16 protein-coding genes are annotated in these 16566 nt (G+C 70.5%); 15 read left to right on the top strand and 1 reads right to left on the bottom strand.

What is annotated here, in order from left to right; all coding sequences use genetic code 11:
* Positions 1–54: 54 nt before the first annotated feature.
* From UG56_RS09695 to UG56_RS09655, 9 genes are all read left to right on the top strand, one after another.
* Complete coding sequence (locus UG56_RS09695; RefSeq protein WP_045549561.1) at positions 55–1161, top strand: GuaB3 family IMP dehydrogenase-related protein; 1107 nt, start codon at positions 55–57, stop codon at positions 1159–1161.
* Positions 1162–1712: 551 nt separating this feature from the next.
* Complete coding sequence (locus UG56_RS09690) at positions 1713–2468, top strand: SDR family oxidoreductase (protein ID WP_045549560.1); 756 nt, start codon at positions 1713–1715, stop codon at positions 2466–2468.
* The gene (locus tag UG56_RS09685) at positions 2468–3244 is read left to right on the top strand and encodes an SDR family oxidoreductase (RefSeq protein WP_045549559.1); all 777 of its coding nucleotides are present in this window, start codon (positions 2468–2470) and stop codon (positions 3242–3244) included. Before UG56_RS09690 ends, UG56_RS09685 begins: the two co-directional genes overlap by 1 nt.
* The gene (locus UG56_RS09680) at positions 3241–4224 is read left to right on the top strand and encodes an NADPH:quinone oxidoreductase family protein (protein WP_045549558.1); all 984 of its coding nucleotides are present in this window, start codon (positions 3241–3243) and stop codon (positions 4222–4224) included. The genes UG56_RS09685 and UG56_RS09680 overlap by 4 nt, the downstream gene beginning before the upstream one ends.
* Positions 4221–4880: an HAD family hydrolase gene (locus UG56_RS09675; protein WP_045549557.1), complete on the top strand. Its 660-nt coding sequence runs from the start codon at positions 4221–4223 to the stop codon at positions 4878–4880. The genes UG56_RS09680 and UG56_RS09675 overlap by 4 nt, the downstream gene beginning before the upstream one ends.
* Positions 4877–5908: a phosphotransferase family protein gene (locus tag UG56_RS09670; protein ID WP_045549556.1), complete on the top strand. Its 1032-nt coding sequence runs from the start codon at positions 4877–4879 to the stop codon at positions 5906–5908. Before UG56_RS09675 ends, UG56_RS09670 begins: the two co-directional genes overlap by 4 nt.
* A 3-nt stretch (positions 5909–5911) precedes the next feature.
* The gene (locus UG56_RS09665) at positions 5912–7144 is read left to right on the top strand and encodes an acyl-CoA dehydrogenase family protein (RefSeq protein WP_045549555.1); all 1233 of its coding nucleotides are present in this window, start codon (positions 5912–5914) and stop codon (positions 7142–7144) included.
* Positions 7141–8328, top strand: coding sequence for an acyl-CoA dehydrogenase family protein (locus UG56_RS09660; RefSeq protein ID WP_045549554.1), 1188 nt, complete (start codon positions 7141–7143; stop codon positions 8326–8328). The genes UG56_RS09665 and UG56_RS09660 overlap by 4 nt, the downstream gene beginning before the upstream one ends.
* The gene (locus UG56_RS09655) at positions 8325–9413 is read left to right on the top strand and encodes an acyl-CoA dehydrogenase family protein (RefSeq protein WP_045549553.1); all 1089 of its coding nucleotides are present in this window, start codon (positions 8325–8327) and stop codon (positions 9411–9413) included. Before UG56_RS09660 ends, UG56_RS09655 begins: the two co-directional genes overlap by 4 nt.
* An 87-nt stretch (positions 9414–9500) precedes the next feature.
* On the opposite strand, the gene UG56_RS09650 is transcribed toward UG56_RS09655, so the two are convergent.
* A complete protein-coding gene (locus UG56_RS09650; protein ID WP_143054979.1) occupies positions 9501–10715 on the bottom strand; it encodes a PucR family transcriptional regulator in 1215 nt (404 codons plus the stop codon).
* 150 nt (positions 10716–10865) lie between these two features.
* Between UG56_RS09650 and UG56_RS09645 the strand changes: the two genes are divergently transcribed.
* From UG56_RS09645 to UG56_RS09620, 6 genes are all read left to right on the top strand, one after another.
* Entirely contained in the window at positions 10866–11651 is a 786-nt protein-coding gene (locus tag UG56_RS09645; RefSeq protein ID WP_045549552.1) for an ABC transporter ATP-binding protein, read from the top strand.
* Positions 11651–12355 carry an ABC transporter ATP-binding protein gene (locus tag UG56_RS09640; protein WP_045549551.1) on the top strand — a complete coding sequence of 235 codons (705 nt, stop codon included), beginning with the start codon at positions 11651–11653 and terminating at the stop codon, positions 12353–12355. Before UG56_RS09645 ends, UG56_RS09640 begins: the two co-directional genes overlap by 1 nt.
* 12 nt (positions 12356–12367) lie before the next feature.
* On the top strand, positions 12368–13246 hold the full coding sequence (locus tag UG56_RS09635; RefSeq protein WP_045549550.1) for a branched-chain amino acid ABC transporter permease: 879 nt from the start codon (positions 12368–12370) through the stop codon (positions 13244–13246).
* A 3-nt stretch (positions 13247–13249) separates the two neighbouring features.
* Positions 13250–14368, top strand: a complete 1119-nt coding sequence (locus UG56_RS09630) for a branched-chain amino acid ABC transporter permease (protein ID WP_071326994.1) — start codon at positions 13250–13252, stop codon at positions 14366–14368.
* The gene (locus UG56_RS09625) at positions 14365–15693 is read left to right on the top strand and encodes an ABC transporter substrate-binding protein (protein WP_045550220.1); all 1329 of its coding nucleotides are present in this window, start codon (positions 14365–14367) and stop codon (positions 15691–15693) included. Before UG56_RS09630 ends, UG56_RS09625 begins: the two co-directional genes overlap by 4 nt.
* Positions 15694–15784: 91 nt before the next feature.
* Positions 15785–16564: an SDR family oxidoreductase gene (locus UG56_RS09620; protein WP_045550221.1), complete on the top strand. Its 780-nt coding sequence runs from the start codon at positions 15785–15787 to the stop codon at positions 16562–16564.
* Positions 16565–16566 lie beyond the last annotated feature (2 nt).

The raw sequence follows: 16566 nt of genomic DNA, 5'->3' as shown, positions 1-16566 counted from the left end.
CAGGTCGGTGCGTGCTTTCCGATCTCGATCCGGTCACGTGGAACAATCCGTCCTGTGACTGAGATCGAGATCGGCCGGGCCAAGCGAGCACGACGGGCGTACGCCTTCGACGACGTGGCGATCGTGCCGTCGCGGCGCACCCGTGACACCACCGAGGTCAGCACCGACTGGCAGATCGACGCCTACCGCTTCGACATCCCGGTGATCGCCGCGCCGATGGACTCGGTGATGTCGCCGTCGACCGCGATCGCGTTGGGCAAGCTCGGCGGCCTCGGGGTGCTCAACCTCGAGGGCGTGTGGACCCGCTACGACGACCCGCAGCCGCTGCTCGACGAGCTGGCCGAGCTGAGCGGTGTCGACGCGACCCGGCGGCTGCAGGAGATCTACGAGGCGCCGATCAAGGCCGAGCTGATCACCGAGCGGCTGCGCGAGGTCCGCGCCTCGGGCGTCACCGTGGCCGGGGCGCTGTCCCCGCAGCGGACGAAGGAGTACGCCAAGGCCGTCGTCGACGCCGGCGTCGACCTCTTCGTCATCCGCGGCACCACCGTCTCGGCCGAGCACGTCTCCTCGCAGGCCGAGCCGCTCAACCTCAAGGAGTTCATCTACGAGCTCGACGTGCCGGTGATCGTCGGCGGCTGCGCGACCTACCAGGCCGCGCTCCACCTGATGCGCACCGGCGCCGCCGGCGTGCTGGTCGGCTTCGGCGGCGGTGCGGCCCACACGACGCGGACGGTGCTGGGTGTCGCGGTGCCGATGGCCTCGGCCGTCGCCGACGTGGCTGCTGCGCGTCGTGACTACCTGGACGAGTCCGGCGGCCGCTACGTACACGTCATCGCCGACGGCGCCGTCGGCCGCTCCGGCGACATCGCCAAGGCGATCGCCTGCGGCGCCGACGCGGTCATGGTGGGTTCGCCTTTCGCGCGTGCCACGGATGCCCCCGGCAAGGGCTTCCACTGGGGCAACGAGGCCCACCACGCCGACCTGCCCCGCGGCGAGCGCGTCGCCTTCCAGCCCGTCGGCACCTTCGAGGAGGTCCTCTACGGCCCCTCCCACGTCGCCGACGGCACCATGAACCTCGTCGGCGCCCTCAAGCGCGCCATGGCCACCACCGGCTACACCGACCTCAAGGAGTTCCAGCGCATCGAGGTCGTCGTCGGCTGACGATCGATCCCCGGCCGAATCTGTAGTTCTGACGGCCGAGTCTGCAGTTGTGGGCGACGAAACGACAGTTTCGTCGCCCACAACTGCGTTTTCGGCGTTGTTGCCCGGGGACCCTTCGCCGTACGGGCGGTGCGTTCGGCGGCCGAGTGGTCGGGCGCGCAGACCGAGGCGTCACGTACGTCGGCCGAGACGTCGCTCCGGTTGCTCGAGACGTCGCTCCGGTCGGTCGAGACGTCACGTACGTCGGTCGAGTGGTCGCGACGGTGCCACCTCGGCCGACCGGAGTGACGCTTCGGCCGACGTACGTGACGCCTCGGCTGACGCGCGGCTGACGCGTCGCCCGACCGGGGTGACGCTTCGGCCGACCGGGGTGACGCGTCGGCCGACCGGGGTGACGCTTCGCGCGACCGGCGTGACGCCTCGGCCGACCGGGCGGACTTCTCGGCATTGCCTGGACACCGACCTTCCATGTTCTTGGGCGACCCCGTAGAGTGACCGCTGTCACCACCTAAGCAAGCGCTTAGATTAGCCGAGCACACGAGGGATTGAGCATGTCGAGGTTCGAGGGACGTACGGCGATCATCACCGGGGCCAGCCGGGGCATCGGTCTGGGCATCGCCCAGCGGCTGGTGGAGGAGGGGGCGAAGGTCGTCATCACGGCGCGCAAGCCCGAGGCGCTCGAGGAGGCGGTCGAGGGGCTCGGTGGCAAGGCGGTCGCCCTCGGCATCGCCGGGAAGGCTGACGACCCGGACCACCAGGAGGAGGTCGTCAAGACCGCGATCGAGACGTTCGGCGGCGCGGACCTGCTGGTCAACAACGCCGGTATCAACCCCAAGGCCGGCGGCCTGATCGACATGGACCGCGAGTCGGCCCGCAAGACCGTCGAGGTCAACTGCCTCTCGCCGATCGGCTGGACCCAGCAGGTCTGGCGGCAGTGGATGTCGGAGCACGGCGGCGCGGTCGTCAACATCTCCTCGGTGGCCGGCCTGGCCCCGACGCCGCTGATCGCCACCTACGGCGCGAGCAAGGCGATGCTCAGCTACATCACCCAGGAGCTCTCGGTCGAGCTCGGCCCGAAGGTACGCGTCAACGCGATCCTCCCCGCAGTGGTGAAGACCAAGTTCGCCGAGCTCCTCTACGAGGGCCGCGAGGCCGAGGTCTCGGCCGCCTACCCGCTCAAGCGCCTCGGCGTCCCCGAGGACATCGCCGGCGTCGCCTCCTTCCTCCTCTCCGAGGACGCCGGCTGGATGACCGGCCAGCTCGTCACCGTCGACGGCGGCCTCACCCTCGCCGGCGGTCGCGTCTGATGCCGATCGCTCCCGACAGCACCGCCGTCGTCACCGGCGCCGCAGGTGGCATCGGCCGCGCGCTGGCCGCCCGCCTCGTCGCCGAGGGCGTCCGCGTCGTGGTCAACGACATCGACGACGTACGCCTCGCCGAGACCGCGAAGGAGATCGGCGCCCACCCGGTGGCCGGCGATGCGGCTTCCGTCGAGGGCGTCGCCCGCCTGGTCGAGGCCGCGAAGGACCACCTCGGCCAGATCGACACCTGGTACGGAAATGCCGGCATCGACCGCGGCATCGGCCTGGACTGTCCCGAGGAGGACTGGCAGGCGTCGTACGAGGTCAACGTCATGGCCCACGTCAGGGCAGCAAGGCTCCTCGTCCCCGAGTGGGTCGAGCGGAAGTCGGGTCGTTATGTGGTGACCGCGAGCGCGGCGGGGCTGCTGATGATGGTCGGTACGCCGACCTACTCGGTCACCAAGCACGGCGCGGTCGCCTTCGCGGAGTGGCTCTCGGTGACCTACCGCCACCACGGGATCGTCGTCCAGGCGATCTGCCCGCAGGGTGTGCAGACCGGGATGCTCGAGCGGTCCGGACCGATGGCGGGCCTGCTCAGCCGCGACGGCGCGCTCACCCCCGAGCAGGTCGCCGACGCCGCCTGGGAGGCGACGACCGACGACCGCTTCCTGGTGCTGCCGCACCCGGAGGTGGGCGACTACTACGCCGCGCGGGCGACACAGACCGACAAGTGGCTCGGCGGGATGAACCGACTCTGGCAGCACGTGGAGGGACAGGTATGAAGGCGTGGCGGATCAACGAGCTCGGTGAGCCGAAGGACGTGATGAGGCTCGAGGAGGTGTCCGACCCGTCCCCCGGGGCCGGGCAGCTCGTCGTGAAGGTGCTGGCCAGCCCGGCCAACTTCCCCGACGTCCTGATGGCGCGGGGTCTCTACCAGGTCAAGCCCGAGCTGCCGTTCACTGCCGGCGTCGAGCTGTGCGGCGAGGTGACCGAGCTCGGTGACGGAGTCGACGGCTTCCGGGTCGGCGACCGCGTGATCGGCGGCGCCGCGCTGCCCTACGGCGGCTTCGGCGAGCTCGCGCTGATGGACGCCGCGACGACCTTCCCGGCGCCCGAGGCACTCACCGACGCGGAGGCGTCGAGCCTCTACATCGGCTACCAGACCGGCTGGTTCGGGCTCCACCGCCGCGCTCACCTCCAGCCCGGCGAGACGCTGCTCGTCCACGCCGCCGCGGGCGGGGTCGGCAGCGCCGCGATCCAGCTCGGCAAGGCCGCCGGGGCGACCGTGATCGGCGTGGTCGGCGGACCGGAGAAGGCCGAGGTTGCCAAGAAGCTCGGCGCTGATGTCGTGATCGACCGACACGAGGAGGACTTCGTGAAGGTCGTCAAGGAGGTCACCGGCGGCAAGGGTGCCGACGTGATCTACGACCCGGTCGGCGGCGACACCTACGACCGCTCCACCAAGTGCATCGCCTTCGAGGGCCGGATCCTGATCATCGGCTTCGCCGGCGGCCGTATCCAGGAGGCCGCGCTCAACCACGCGCTGATCAAGAACTACTCGATCGTCGGGCTCCACTGGGGTCTCTACAACATGCTCGCCCCCGAGCTCGTCAGGCAGTGCCACGCCGAGCTCACCCGGATGGCTGCCGAGGGCTCGATCAAGCCGCTGGTCAGCGAGGAGCTCTCCCTGGAGCAGGTGGCCGACGGCGTCCAGCGCCTTGCCGACGGCACCACGGTCGGACGGGTCGTGTACGTCGCATGATCGAGCAGATCACGGGCGAGATCAAGGGCGTCCTGTTCGACTACGGCGGCGTGATGACCACGCCGGTCCGTGACTCGATCGCGGCCTGGATCCAGGCCGACGGCATCAAGCCGGAGAGCTTCACCACCGTGCTCCAGGAGTGGCTGGGCCGCTACGTCGACACCGGCACGCCGATCCACCGGCTCGAGCTCGGCGAGCTCCCGGTCGAGGAGTTCGACCGGCTCCTGGCCGAGCGCCTGGAGACGTACGCCGGCACCCCGGTCGACCCGGTGGGAGTGCTGAAGCGCCTCTTCGCCGGGATGGGGCCGGACCCGGAGATGTGGACCCTGGCCCGCGACCTGCGGGACGCGGGCGTCCGGGTCGCGCTGCTGTCCAACAGCTGGGGCAACTTCTACGACCACGGCCCCATCGAGGAGACGTTCGAGGTCGCGGTGATCTCCGAGGACGTACGCCTCCGCAAGCCCGACCCGGCGATCTTCGAGCTCGTCCTCGACAAGCTCGACCTGGACGCGGCCGAGTGCGTGTTCATCGACGACGCCGAGCCCAACATCATCGGCGCCCGCGACCTCGGGCTGGTCGCCGTGCTCCACGAGGACGCCGCGACCACCCGCGCGACCCTGGCCCGACACATCCCCGCACTCGGAGGTGCCCGATGACCGAACCACTGCCCGGACTCGACCTGGACCGGCTCGGCCCCTGGCTCGCCGAGCACGTCCCCGGCGCGGGCGCCGAGCTGAGCGCGACCCACATCTCCGGCGGCAAGTCCAACCTGACGTACGCCGTCTCCGACGGCACTCACGAGTGGATCGTCCGCCGTCCGCCGCTGGGGCACGTGCTCGCCACCGCCCACGACATGAAGCGCGAGCACACCGTGATCACCGCCCTGCGCGACACCGATGTGCCGGTGCCGCACACGTTCGCGTTCTGCGAGGACGAGGAGGTGCTCGGCGCGCCGTTCTACGTGATGGAGAAGGTCGACGGCCGGCCCTACCGCTACGCCCGCGAGCTCGAGCCGCTCGGCGTCGAGCGGACCCGGGCGATCTCGGAGCAGCTGATCGACGTGATGGCCGCGCTGCACGCGGTCGACCCGGCCAAGGTCGGGCTGAGCGAGTTCGGCCGCCCCGAGGGCTTCCTGAGCAGGCAGGTCAGGCGCTGGAAGAAGCAGCTGGAGGCCTCCTACTCGCGCGACCTGCCCGCCGCCGACGAGCTGCATGCGCTGCTGGAGGCGCGCGTGGGCGCTGCCGAGGCCGCCTCGACCGGGCCCGGGATCGTGCACGGCGACTACCGGCTCGACAACGTCCTCACCGACGAGACCGACCGGATCAAGGCGGTCGTCGACTGGGAGATGGCCACACTCGGCGACCCGGTCACCGACCTGGCGATCCTGCTCACCTACCAGCGGATGGCCTCGGTCTCCGGCGACGGCACCGTGACCGACGTCAGCAACGCACCCGGCTGGCTCTCCGAGGACGAGATCATCGCCCGCTACGACGCGGCCAGCCCGCGCGACCTGAGCGAGTTCGGCTTCTACCTCGGGCTGGCCGCCTACAAGCTCGCCGCGATCCTCGAGGGGATCCACTACCGCTACCTCAAGGGCCAGACCGTCGGGCCCGGCTTCGACAAGATCGGGGACGGGATCCACCCGCTCCTGGACATGGGACTGTCTGCAATGAAGGAGAACTGACGCATGGACTTCGCACCCGACGCCAGGACCGAGGAGCTCGTCGCCTCGGTGTGGGACTTCCAGAAGACGTACGTCGAGCCGAACGAGGCCGTCTTCGACGAGCAGCTCGCGGCACTGCCGGATCGCTGGGCCTGGGACTCGGTTCCCGTCCTCGGCGAGATCCGGGCGGAGGCCCGCAAGCGTGGCCTGTGGAACCTCTTCCTGCCCGGCGAGGGCGGGGCCGGGCTGACCAACCTGCAGTACGCCCCGCTGGCCGAGATCACCGGCCGCAGCCACCTCGCGCCGGCCGCGTTCAACTGCGCCGCGCCCGACACCGGCAACATGGAGGTGCTGCACGACTTCGGCAACGAGGCCCAGAGGAAGGAGTGGCTCTCGCCGCTGCTGGAGGGTGAGATCCGCAGCGCCTTCGCGATGACCGAGCCGGCCGTCGCCTCCTCGGACGCGACCAACATCGAGACCTCGATCGCGCTCGACGGCGACGAGTACGTCCTCAACGGCCGCAAGTGGTGGATCACCGGTGCGATGAACCCGAACGCCAAGATCTTCATCGTGATGGGCAAGACCGACCCGTCCGCCGAGCGCCACAAGCAGCAGTCGATGATCCTGGTACCCCGCGACACCCCGGGCCTGACGATCAAGCGCGGCATGGAGGTCTTCGGCTACGACGACCACGACCACGGCGGTCACGCGGAGCTCGTCTTCGAGGACGTACGCGTGCCGGTCGGCAACCTCATCGGGGCCGAGGGCATGGGCTTCGCGATCGCCCAGGCGCGCCTGGGTCCCGGCCGCATCCACCACTGCATGCGCTCCATCGGCCTGGCCGAGCGGGCGATCGAGCTGATGTGCGCTCGTGTCGAGGACCGCGTCGCCTTCGGCAAGCCGCTCTCCGAGCAGGGCGTGATCCGGGACTGGATCGCCGAGTCTCGGGTACGCATCGAGCAGCTGCGCCTCCTCGTCCTCAAGACCGCCTGGCTGATGGACACGGTCGGCAACAAGGGCGCCCACACCGAGATCCAGGCGATCAAGATCGCCACCCCGGCGACCGTCCAGTGGATCCTCGACAAGGCGATCCAGGCCCACGGCGCCGGCGGCCTCTCCCAGGACTTCCCGCTGGCCAAGGCGTACGCCGGCATCCGCACGCTCCGGTTCGCCGACGGCCCCGACGAGGTGCACAAGAACGCCCTAGCCAAGGCGGAGCTGCGCAAGCAGGCCGCACGTCGAGAGGGCAGGCAGTGACTCCCGAGGAGATCAGGGGGCGCGTCGAGGAGTTCCTTGCCGAGCACCCCGTCGCGACGACCGAGCCGAGCGCCTTCCTGCACGCCCGCTACCGGGCCGGGCTGGCTTGGGTGGCGTTCCCGGAGGGCGAGGGTGGTCTCGGGGTCTCCCGTGCCCTGCAGCCGCTGGTGAACGATCTCTTCGAGGCCGCCGGTGCCCCCGACAACAACCCGCGGCGCAACGGGATCGGGCTCGGCATGGCCGCGCCCACGATCCTGGCCTACGGGACCCCGGAGCAGAAGGCCCGGTTCCTGGAGCCGCTGTGGTGCGGTGACGAGATCTGGTGCCAGCTCTTCTCCGAGCCCGGCGCCGGCTCCGACCTGGCCGGGCTGGCGACCCGGGCGGTCCTCGACGGCGACGAGTGGGTCGTCAACGGGCAGAAGGTGTGGACCTCGGGCGCCCACAACGCCGACTTCGCGATCCTCGTCGCCCGCACCGACCCGGACGTCCCGAAGCACCGCGGGCTGACCTACTTCCTCTGCGACATGCACGACCCCGGCGTCGAGGTACGCCCGCTGCGCCAGATCACCGGCGAGGCCGAGTTCAACGAGGTCTTCCTGACCGACGTGCGGATCCCCGACGCGCACCGCCTCGGTGCGGTCGGGCAGGGCTGGGAGGTCGCCAACGCCACGCTCAACAACGAGCGCGTCGCCATCGGTGGCGCCGCCATGCCGCGCGAGGGCGGGATGCTCGGCGTGGTCGCCGAGTCGTGGCGGGAGCATCCGGACAACCACACCCCGGAGCTGCGCGACCGGCTCTTGAGGCTCTGGGTCGAGTCCGAGGTGGCCCGGCTGACCGGGGCCCGGCTGCGGCAGAAGCTGGCCGTCGGCCAGCCCGGCCCGGAGGGGTCGGCGATGAAGCTGACGTTCGCCAAGATCAACCAGCAGCTCACCGGGCTCGACCTCGAGCTCCGCGGCGAGGAGGGTCTTCGCTACGAGGACGGGGAGGGCTGGACGATGGTCCGGCCCGAGCACGTCGACTTCGCCGGTCGCGACGCCGTCTATCGCTACCTGCGCGCCAAGGGCAACTCCATCGAGGGTGGCACCTCGGAGATCCTGCGCAACATCGTGGCCGAGCGCGTCCTCGGCCTCCCCGGGGAGCACCGGGTCGACAAGGACGTTGCCTGGAAGGAGATCCCTAGATGAGCGCACCCGAGGTCGAACTGCTCGACAACGAGCTCGACGCCGACCTGCGTGCCACGGTCAGGTCGTTCCTGGCCGAGCGCTGCGACCCGGCCGAGGTCGTCAAGGCGTACGACGGGGACAGCTCGCTCACCCCGGTCCTGTGGAAGGGGATCGCCGGCGAGCTCGGGCTCGCGGGGCTGCTGATCCCGGAGTCCTACGGTGGCGCCGGGGCCACCGCCCGTGAGGCCGCCGTGGTCCTGGAGGAGCTGGGGCGTTCGGTCGCCCCGGTGCCCTTCCTGACCAGCGCGGTCGTCGCGACGTCGGTCCTGCTGACCGGACCCACCGAGGCCGGCGCTGACCTGCTGGCCGGGCTGGCCTCGGGGGAGCGCACCGCGGCGCTGGTCGTACCGCTGCCCGCGACGACCGCCCAGCCGCTGGCGCCCGTCGAGACCGAGATCCGATCGGTCGCCGGTGCTCTCGAGGCCGACACGCTCCTGGTGCCGGTCGCGACGCCCGACGGCCTCGAGGTCCGGGCCGTCCCCGCGGACCAGGCGACGGTCGCCCCGGTGAGCTCGCTCGACATGACCCGCCGGCTCGCCGACGTGACCCTCGACCCGTCTGCCGGCGAGGTGGTCGTGGCCGCGGAGCACGGTGCCGACGGCGTACGTTCCGGTCTGCTCGCCGGGGCCGCGCTGATGGCCTCCGAGCAGGTCGGGGTGGCGCAGTGGTGCCTGACCACGACGGTCGACTACCTGAAGGTTCGGCGCCAGTTCGGCCGGATCGTCGGTGGCTACCAGGCGCTCAAGCACCGGCTCGCCGACCTCTACACCAGCGTCGAGGGAGCCGGCGCTGCCGCGCGCCACGCCGCCGGAGCGCTGGCGCTCGGGGACGCCGAGGAGGCGGAGATCGCGACCCATGTCGCCGCGGCCTACTGCGGTGATCTCGCCGTCACCGCGGCCGAGGAGGCCGTTCAGCTGCACGGCGGCATCGGCATGACCTGGGAGCACCCCGCCCACCTCTACCTCAAGCGGGCCAAGGCCGACCAGATCGCGTACGGCCTCCCCGGCCTCCACCGCGACCGCCTCGGTTCCCTGGTCGACATCTGAGGCCGAGAGGTCAGTTTCTGACGCCGAAGAGTCGATTTCTGACGTCGAGTGGTCCATTCGGCGTCAGATATCGACCTCTCGGCGGGGCTATTTCTCCAGGGCCATCAGAGCGAGGGCCAGGAGGAGGCGGTCGCCGGGGTCGGAGATGCTCCGGCCGGTGAGGTCCTGGATCTGCTTGATGCGGTAGATGACCGTGTTGCGGTGGCAGATCAGGTCCTCGGCGGCGTGGGTGGGGGAGCCGCCGTGGACGATGAGAGCGCGGAGCGTCGCCAGCAGCACGTCGGACTGGTGCGCGGGCTGGGCCAGGATCGGGCCGAGGGTGCGGCGGACGAGCAGCGAGGAGACCGCCGGGGAGGCGGTCAGGAGCACCTGGGGGAGGCGGTCGTCGACGACCGCGATGTCCGTACGTCCCCGGGGGATCGTCTCCACCGTGTGCGTGGCGAGCTGGAAGGCGGTGCCGAAGCCGCTGAGGTCGTCGGCGATGGCGATGCCGACCCGGCCCGAGTTGCAGCAGGCGAGCTGTTCGACCAGGTCGGTGACGGCCTCCGCGACCGGGCGCGACCCCAGCGGGACCAGCCCGAAGTGGTGGTCGCCGCGGACGTGCCAGAACGACAGCAGGTCGCAGCGTTCGAGCCGGTCGTCGGGGTTGCGCAGCGGTGAGTCGCGGTTGCCGTCGAAGGCGGCGATGACGCAGGCCATCTGCGAGTCGGCCGCGATCCCGAGGATCTCCTGCACCTCGGCGGCGAACGCCGGGTCACCGCCACGGCCCTCCGCCAGCCCGTCCAGGAGCCGGCCCTGGAGCTGCAGGTCGCGGCGCTGCAGGAGCGCCGCCTCCTTCCGGTAGGCCGAGGACATGACCGAGTTCTGCACGTCCAGGTCGGTCCACACCTGCCGCCCGGCGAGCACCATCACCCGGTCGTCGATCCCGAGCGCCTCCTGCTGGTGGACCATCGACTCCCACAGCATCCGGGTGCCGACGGTGTAGGCGTTGAGGCAGTACTCCAGCGGAACGCCCTGCCGCGCCCGCCGGCGGCCGGTCTCGCGCCACAGGTCGACGGGATTGGCGCCCGGGGTGAGTCCGGCCATGGCGCGGATGCCGCGGCGTACGTGCTCCCGGGTGCTCGAACGCAGGTCGGCCCGGATCGACTGGTCGGCGTTCTCGTACCACTGCGGCTGGATCGCGATCAGGGTCAGCGTGATGTCGTCGGCGATCGCGTCGGCCTGGCTCACCAGGGAGGCCCAGGCGCGCTCGACCAACGGCCGAAGGTCCGAGTCGGGAGATGTGTCGCTCGTCACACCCATGTGCGGAGCGTCCCATGTCTGCTGTCGGTTCCGCAGCAAAGCCAGGAATCTCGGACGGACCGCCCGAAGGATTTTGGGCGCAGTGCCCATATCCCCCGTTGTGCGGAGAGTCCAAAGTGATAGCCGTCACAACGGGCCGAAGGGAGCACGATGCAGAAGCCTGGCCAACCCACGCCGCTGTTCGCCGTCGAGGGTGTCTCGGTGAGATTCGGAGGCGTACGTGCCCTCGAGAACGTCTCGCTGGAGGTCGCTCCCCACGAGGTGCTCGGCGTCATCGGCCCCAACGGTGCCGGCAAGACCACCCTGTTCAACGTCGTGTGTGGCTTCGTCACCCCCGCCGACGGCGAGCTCCGGCTGCGGGGCGAGACGATCCCGGGCCTGCGCCCGCACCAGCTCGCCGGCCACGGCATCGCCCGGACCCTGCAGGGGCTGGGGCTCTTCGAGCGGATGACGGTGCTCGACAACGTGATGGTCGGTGCCGACCGCCTCGCCCGCGCCGGCTTCGTACGCAGCCTGCTCGGCCTCGGCCACCGCGACGACGCCCGGCTGGCCGGCAAGGCGCGCGAGGTCCTCGGCGAGCTCGGGATCGAGTCGTACGCCACCCGCTACCCGGGCAGCCTGCCCTACCCGATCCGGAAGAAGGTCGCGCTCGCCCGCGCCCTGGTCGCCGAGCCCGAGCTGCTGCTCCTCGACGAGCCGGCCAGCGGGCTGAGCGCCGAGGAGATGAGCGAGCTCGGCGAGATCATCACCGGCCTGACCGAGCGCACCGCGGTGATGCTCGTCGAGCACCACATGGACCTGGTGATGTCGGTCTGCCACCGCATCACCGTGCTCGACTTCGGCCGCGTCATCGCGGCCGGCAGCCCCGACGAGATCCGCAACGACCCGGCCGTGCTCGCCGCGTACCTCGGCGACGAGATCGAGGAGGCGGTCTGATGTTCGCCGTCGAGGACCTGAGCGCTGCGTACGGACCCGTCAAGGCGCTCAACGGCGTCACCTTCACCGCGTCGCGAGGGCAGGTCACCGCGGTCCTGGGCGCCAACGGCGCCGGGAAGACCACGCTCCTGCGCACCGTCTCCGGGCTGGTGAGATCCACCCGGGGGACGGTGAAGCTGGACGGCAAGGACATCACCCGCACCGCGACCGAGAAGCTGACCTCGTACGGCCTCTCCCATGTCCCGGAGGGGCGCGGCGTCATCGCCGAGCTGACCGTCGTCGAGAACCTCCGCCTCGGCGGTCTGCACCGTGCGACCGCCTCCGAGCCGATGCCGATCGAGCGGATCTTCGAACTCTTCCCGCGATTGGGCGAGCGCCGCGACGCGACCGCCCACCAGCTCTCCGGCGGTGAGCGGCAGATGCTCGTCATCGGCCGGGCGCTGATGGCGCGGCCGACCGTGCTGCTGCTCGACGAGCCGTCCCTGGGGCTCGCGCCGCGGGTCGTGGCCCAGATCTTCGACCTGCTCCGCGGGCTGGTGCAGAGCGAGGAGCTGACCGTCGTGCTGGTCGAGCAGAACGCCCGCAGCGCCCTGTCCATCGCTGACCACGGCGTCGTGCTCAACCTCGGCAAGGTCGTCGCCTCGGCGCCGGCCGCCGAGCTGGCCGCCGACGAGCAGCTCCGCCACGCCTATCTCGGGTTCTGAGGAGACGCAGACATGCAGCAGTTTCTCGACACCACCCTCGGTGGCCTGGTGCTGGGCGCGGTTTACGCCGCGTTCGCGCTGGCCCTGTGCCTGATCTGGCGCTCGACCCGGATCGTCAACTTCGCCCAGGCCGCGATGGCGATGGTGACCACCTACATCGCCTTGAGCCTGCTCAACGCCGACGTCCCCTACTGGCTCGCCTTCCTGGCCGCGCTCGCCGCCGGGTTCGGCCTCGGCGCGGTGATCGAGCGGGTGATCATCCGCCCGGTCGAGGGCAAGGCCGAGCTCAACGCGGTGATCCTCACCCTCGGGCTCTTCATGGTGCTCCACGGGCTCACCGCGATCACGTTCGGCGTCCAGCACCGTGGCTTCCCGGCCCCGGTCAGCACCAACGCGATCTCGGTCGGGGACACCTCGATCGGCATCACGCCCTTCGGGATCCTGACGATCGTCGTGGTCGCCCTGGTGATGGCCGGGCTCGTCGTCCTCTTCCGCTTCACCGACCTGGGGCTGCGGATGCGGGCCGCGGCGTTCAACGGCGAGGTCTCCCGCCTCCTCGGCGTACGCGTCGGCCGCATGCTCACCCTCGGCTGGGCGCTCGCGGCCGCCGTGGGCGCGGTGGCGGGGATGCTCATCGCCGGCGGCGACCTGGTGAACCCGGCGTTCATGGACCCGTTCGTGATCTACGGCTTCATCGCCGCCGTGCTGGGTGGCCTCGACTCGCCGCTCGGGTCGGTGATCGGCGGGCTGATCCTCGGGCTCTCGCTCTCCTACGTCACCGGCTACGTCGGCGAGCACCTGGCGCCGCTGGTCGCGCTCGGGATCTTGATGGTGGTGCTGCTGGTGCGTCCCAGCGGCCTCTTCTCGGCGGCTGCGGCCAGGAGGGTCTGACCCATGGAACGTCTGCGCTCTATCCTCGGACCGCTCGCCCGGCCGATCACGTCGGTGCCGCTGGCGCGCCACCTCGTCGTCGCCCTGATCGCCTTCGTGGTGGCGATGGCGGTCATCGGCGCCTCGAGCCAGTATCTGCAGACCCGCTACGCCGAGATGGCCTACTTCGCCATCGCCGCCGGCGGGCTCACGCTGCTGACCGGACTCTCCGGCCAGCTCTCCCTCGGCCACGGCGCACTGATGGCGGTGGGCGCCTACGCCGCCACGCTCGTGCTCGACCGCACCGGCGGCGAGACCCTGGCCGACGTCTTCGTCGCGCTGCTGGTCGCGATCGCCGTCTGCGCTCTGGTCGGCGTGGTGGTCGGGGTGCCGGCGGCGCGGCTGCACGGGCCCTACATCGCCGGCGCGACGCTGACGCTGGCGGTCGCGGTGCCCCGGCTGGCCAACCAGTGGCACGTGCTCGGCGGGGAGCAGGGCCTCCAGGTGCCGGTGCCCCGCGCGGCCGAGCTCCCGGCCTGGATCCAGGACCTGGTCTGGTTCTTCACCGCCGTCGAGATCGACCAGTACTCCTTCCTCGCCTACCTCGGCTGGCTGCTCCTCGCCCTCACCTTCGTGGCGCTCGCCAACCTGAGCCGCTCCCGGGTCGGCCGGAGATGGCGGGCGGTGCGGGACGACGACGTCTCCGCCGAGCTGGCCGGCATCCACCTGGGCCGCGCCCGCGTGGTCGCCTTCACCGTCAGCGCCATGGCTGCGGGTCTCGCGGGTGGCCTGATGGCCATGAACGTACGTCTCACCGCGCCGGGGGCGTTCACGATCACGCTCTCGCTGACGCTGCTGGCCGCCGTCGTCCTGGGCGGGCTGGGCAGCCTGCCCGGAGCGCTCATCGGGGCCGGCGTACTCGCCTTCCTGCCTCACTTCGCGACCGATCTCGGAGAGTCGGCCGGGCTCAGCGCCACCCAGGCCGCCGAGGTCACGCCGGTGGTCTACGGGCTGGTGCTGATGCTCGTCATCCTCCTCGCGCCGGCGGGGATCGTCGGCAGCCTGCGCTCGCTCGTGTCGCGCGCCTCGCGCACTTCATCGCTCGCCTCAGCTCTCGGGTCAACCAAGGAGAAGACAACATGAGAAACACTGCACGCAGAGCCGTACAGGTCGTCTGTGTCCTCACCACTGCCTCGCTCCTCGCGGCCTGTGGCGCGGGGAAGGAACGGCCCTCCGAGGACGGGTCGGCGGTCGGCGTCACCGACACCACCATCAAGATCGGCGCCCACTTCCCGCTGACCGGCCCGGCCGCCCCCGGCTACTCGGAGATCCCCTCGGGCCATGAAGCCTTCTATGAGTACGTCAACGACGCCGGTGGCGTCCACGGCCGCGACATCGAGATGGTCGTCAAGGACGACGCGTACAACCCGACCAACACCAGCGCCGTCACCAACGACATGATCCTGCAGGACGAGATCTTCGCGATGGTCTCGGGTCTCGGCACCCCCACGCACCGCGCGGTCGTGCAGCGGCTCAACGACGACGGGATCCCCGACCTGTTCGTCTCCAGCGGCTCGCTGCAGTGGGGCGACGACCCCGGCAAGAGCCCGATGACGTTCGGCTGGCAGACCGACTACGAGATCGAGGGCAAGATCATCGGGCAGTACGTCAAGGAGAACATGCCCGACGCCAAGGTCGGTCTGTTCCTGCAGGACGACGACTTCGGCGAGGACGGCGAGAAGGGCACCCGGGAGTTCCTCGACTCCCAGATCGTCGACGTGCAGAAGTACACGCCGGGCGGGTCCACCGACTTCTCTCCGCAGATGTCGTCGTTCAAGTCCAAGGGCGTCGACCTGGTGATCGGCTTCAACACGCCGTCCTACACCGCGCTGAGCCAGATCGCGGCGCAGGGCGTCGGCTTCAAGTCGAAGTGGTTCTACTCGAACGTCGGCTCCGACCCGGCGCTCGTCGGTGGGCTCCTGGCGTCGATGACCAAGGGCAAGATCCCGGCCGAGCAGGGCGTGAAGCTGATGGACGGGATGATGACGACCGAGTATCTCAGCGGCGTCGACGCTCCCGACGACGAGTGGGTCAAGCTGTGGCAGAAGGTCTGGGACAACTACTCCAAGAAGGGCTCGGAGAAGCTGACCAACTACCGGATCTACGGCATGGCCCAGGCCTACACCCTCGTCCAGGCGCTGCAGGCCAACGGCAAGGACCTGACCCGGGAGTCGATCGTCAAGACCATCGAGGAGGAGGGTTCCTCCTTCGAAGGACCCGGCCTGGCGCCGTTCCGCTTCTCCGCGGACTCCCACCTGGGCATCTCCGGGATGAGCGTGGTCGAGATCAAGAACGGCGCCTCCGAGCCGCTCACGCCGGTGCTCGTCACCGACATCGGCGACGCTCCGATCGAGGAGGACGACAGCGCCGCCTCGGATGCCCCGCCCTCGTCGGGCATCCCCGAGTGATCGGTACTGATCAGTAGGTTGCCGCACGTTCACGGACCGGCCTCGGTTACAGTGATTAACCCTCACTAACGCCACTGGAGGTGGTCGGTCCGTGAACGTACTCGCACCCGGGAGCGGGGTAGTTGTGACCGGAGCAGCCCGAGGGATCGGGAGAGCCCTGGCCACGCGGTTCGCCGCGGAAGGGTGTCGCGTCGTCGTGGCCGACATCGACGACGCCGAGCTCTGCTCGGTGGCCGACTCGATCGGCGCCCTTGCGGTCCCCGGCGACGCCGCCTCCGCCGCCGGCACGGCGGCGCTGGTGGACGCTGCCCGGGAGGAGCTCGGCAAGATCGACGCCTGGTACGGCAATGCGGGAGTCGAGCGCGGCCGCGGCCTCGAAGCCTCCGACCACGCCTGGTTGACCTCCTACGAGGTCAACGTCCTCGCCCACGTACGCGCGGCGCGGCTGCTGCTCCCGGAGTGGGTCGCCCGCGGCGCCGGCCGGTTCGTGGTCACCTCCTCCTCCGCGGGTCTCCTCACACTGCTCGGCTCCCCCTCCTACGCCGCGACCGAGCACGCCGAGATCGCCTTCGCCGAGTGGCTCGCCGCCACCTACCGGCACCAGGGCATCGTCGCTCAGGCGATCGTCGCGCGCAGCGTGAAGACGGCGATGCTCGATCGCTCCTCCGGACTCCCGGGTTTCCGGTCGGCCGAGGGCGCGCTCACCGCCGAGGAGGTCGCCGACGCCGTCTGGGATGCCGGGCAGACCTCGCAGTTCTGGATCTCGCTCGAGCCCGACGTGGCCGAGGAGTACGCCACGCGTGCCGCGGACGTCGACAGCTGGCTCGACGAGGTGAACCGGATCCGGCAGGAGCTCGACCGGACCGACTAGTC

The organism is Nocardioides luteus (assembly GCF_000960475.2).
In the GTDB taxonomy this organism is placed as follows: domain Bacteria; phylum Actinomycetota; class Actinomycetes; order Propionibacteriales; family Nocardioidaceae; genus Nocardioides; species Nocardioides luteus_A.
Note: the sequence above shows the minus strand (reverse complement) of the source record. Positions and strands in the feature narration are given on the sequence as shown.

Coding starts and splice junctions, on each gene's coding strand:
- UG56_RS09635 (WP_045549550.1), top strand. CDS start 12,368: ATGCAGCAGTTTCTCGACACCACCCTCGGTGGCCTGGTGCTGGGCGCG.
- UG56_RS09680 (WP_045549558.1), top strand. CDS start 3,241: ATGAAGGCGTGGCGGATCAACGAGCTCGGTGAGCCGAAGGACGTGATG.
- UG56_RS09685 (WP_045549559.1), top strand. CDS start 2,468: ATGCCGATCGCTCCCGACAGCACCGCCGTCGTCACCGGCGCCGCAGGT.
- UG56_RS09650 (WP_143054979.1), bottom strand. CDS start 10,715: ATGGGTGTGACGAGCGACACATCTCCCGACTCGGACCTTCGGCCGTTG.
- UG56_RS09665 (WP_045549555.1), top strand. CDS start 5,912: ATGGACTTCGCACCCGACGCCAGGACCGAGGAGCTCGTCGCCTCGGTG.
- UG56_RS09670 (WP_045549556.1), top strand. CDS start 4,877: ATGACCGAACCACTGCCCGGACTCGACCTGGACCGGCTCGGCCCCTGG.
- UG56_RS09630 (WP_071326994.1), top strand. CDS start 13,250: ATGGAACGTCTGCGCTCTATCCTCGGACCGCTCGCCCGGCCGATCACG.
- UG56_RS09690 (WP_045549560.1), top strand. CDS start 1,713: ATGTCGAGGTTCGAGGGACGTACGGCGATCATCACCGGGGCCAGCCGG.
- UG56_RS09625 (WP_045550220.1), top strand. CDS start 14,365: ATGAGAAACACTGCACGCAGAGCCGTACAGGTCGTCTGTGTCCTCACC.
- UG56_RS09675 (WP_045549557.1), top strand. CDS start 4,221: ATGATCGAGCAGATCACGGGCGAGATCAAGGGCGTCCTGTTCGACTAC.
- UG56_RS09655 (WP_045549553.1), top strand. CDS start 8,325: ATGAGCGCACCCGAGGTCGAACTGCTCGACAACGAGCTCGACGCCGAC.
- UG56_RS09645 (WP_045549552.1), top strand. CDS start 10,866: ATGCAGAAGCCTGGCCAACCCACGCCGCTGTTCGCCGTCGAGGGTGTC.
- UG56_RS09640 (WP_045549551.1), top strand. CDS start 11,651: ATGTTCGCCGTCGAGGACCTGAGCGCTGCGTACGGACCCGTCAAGGCG.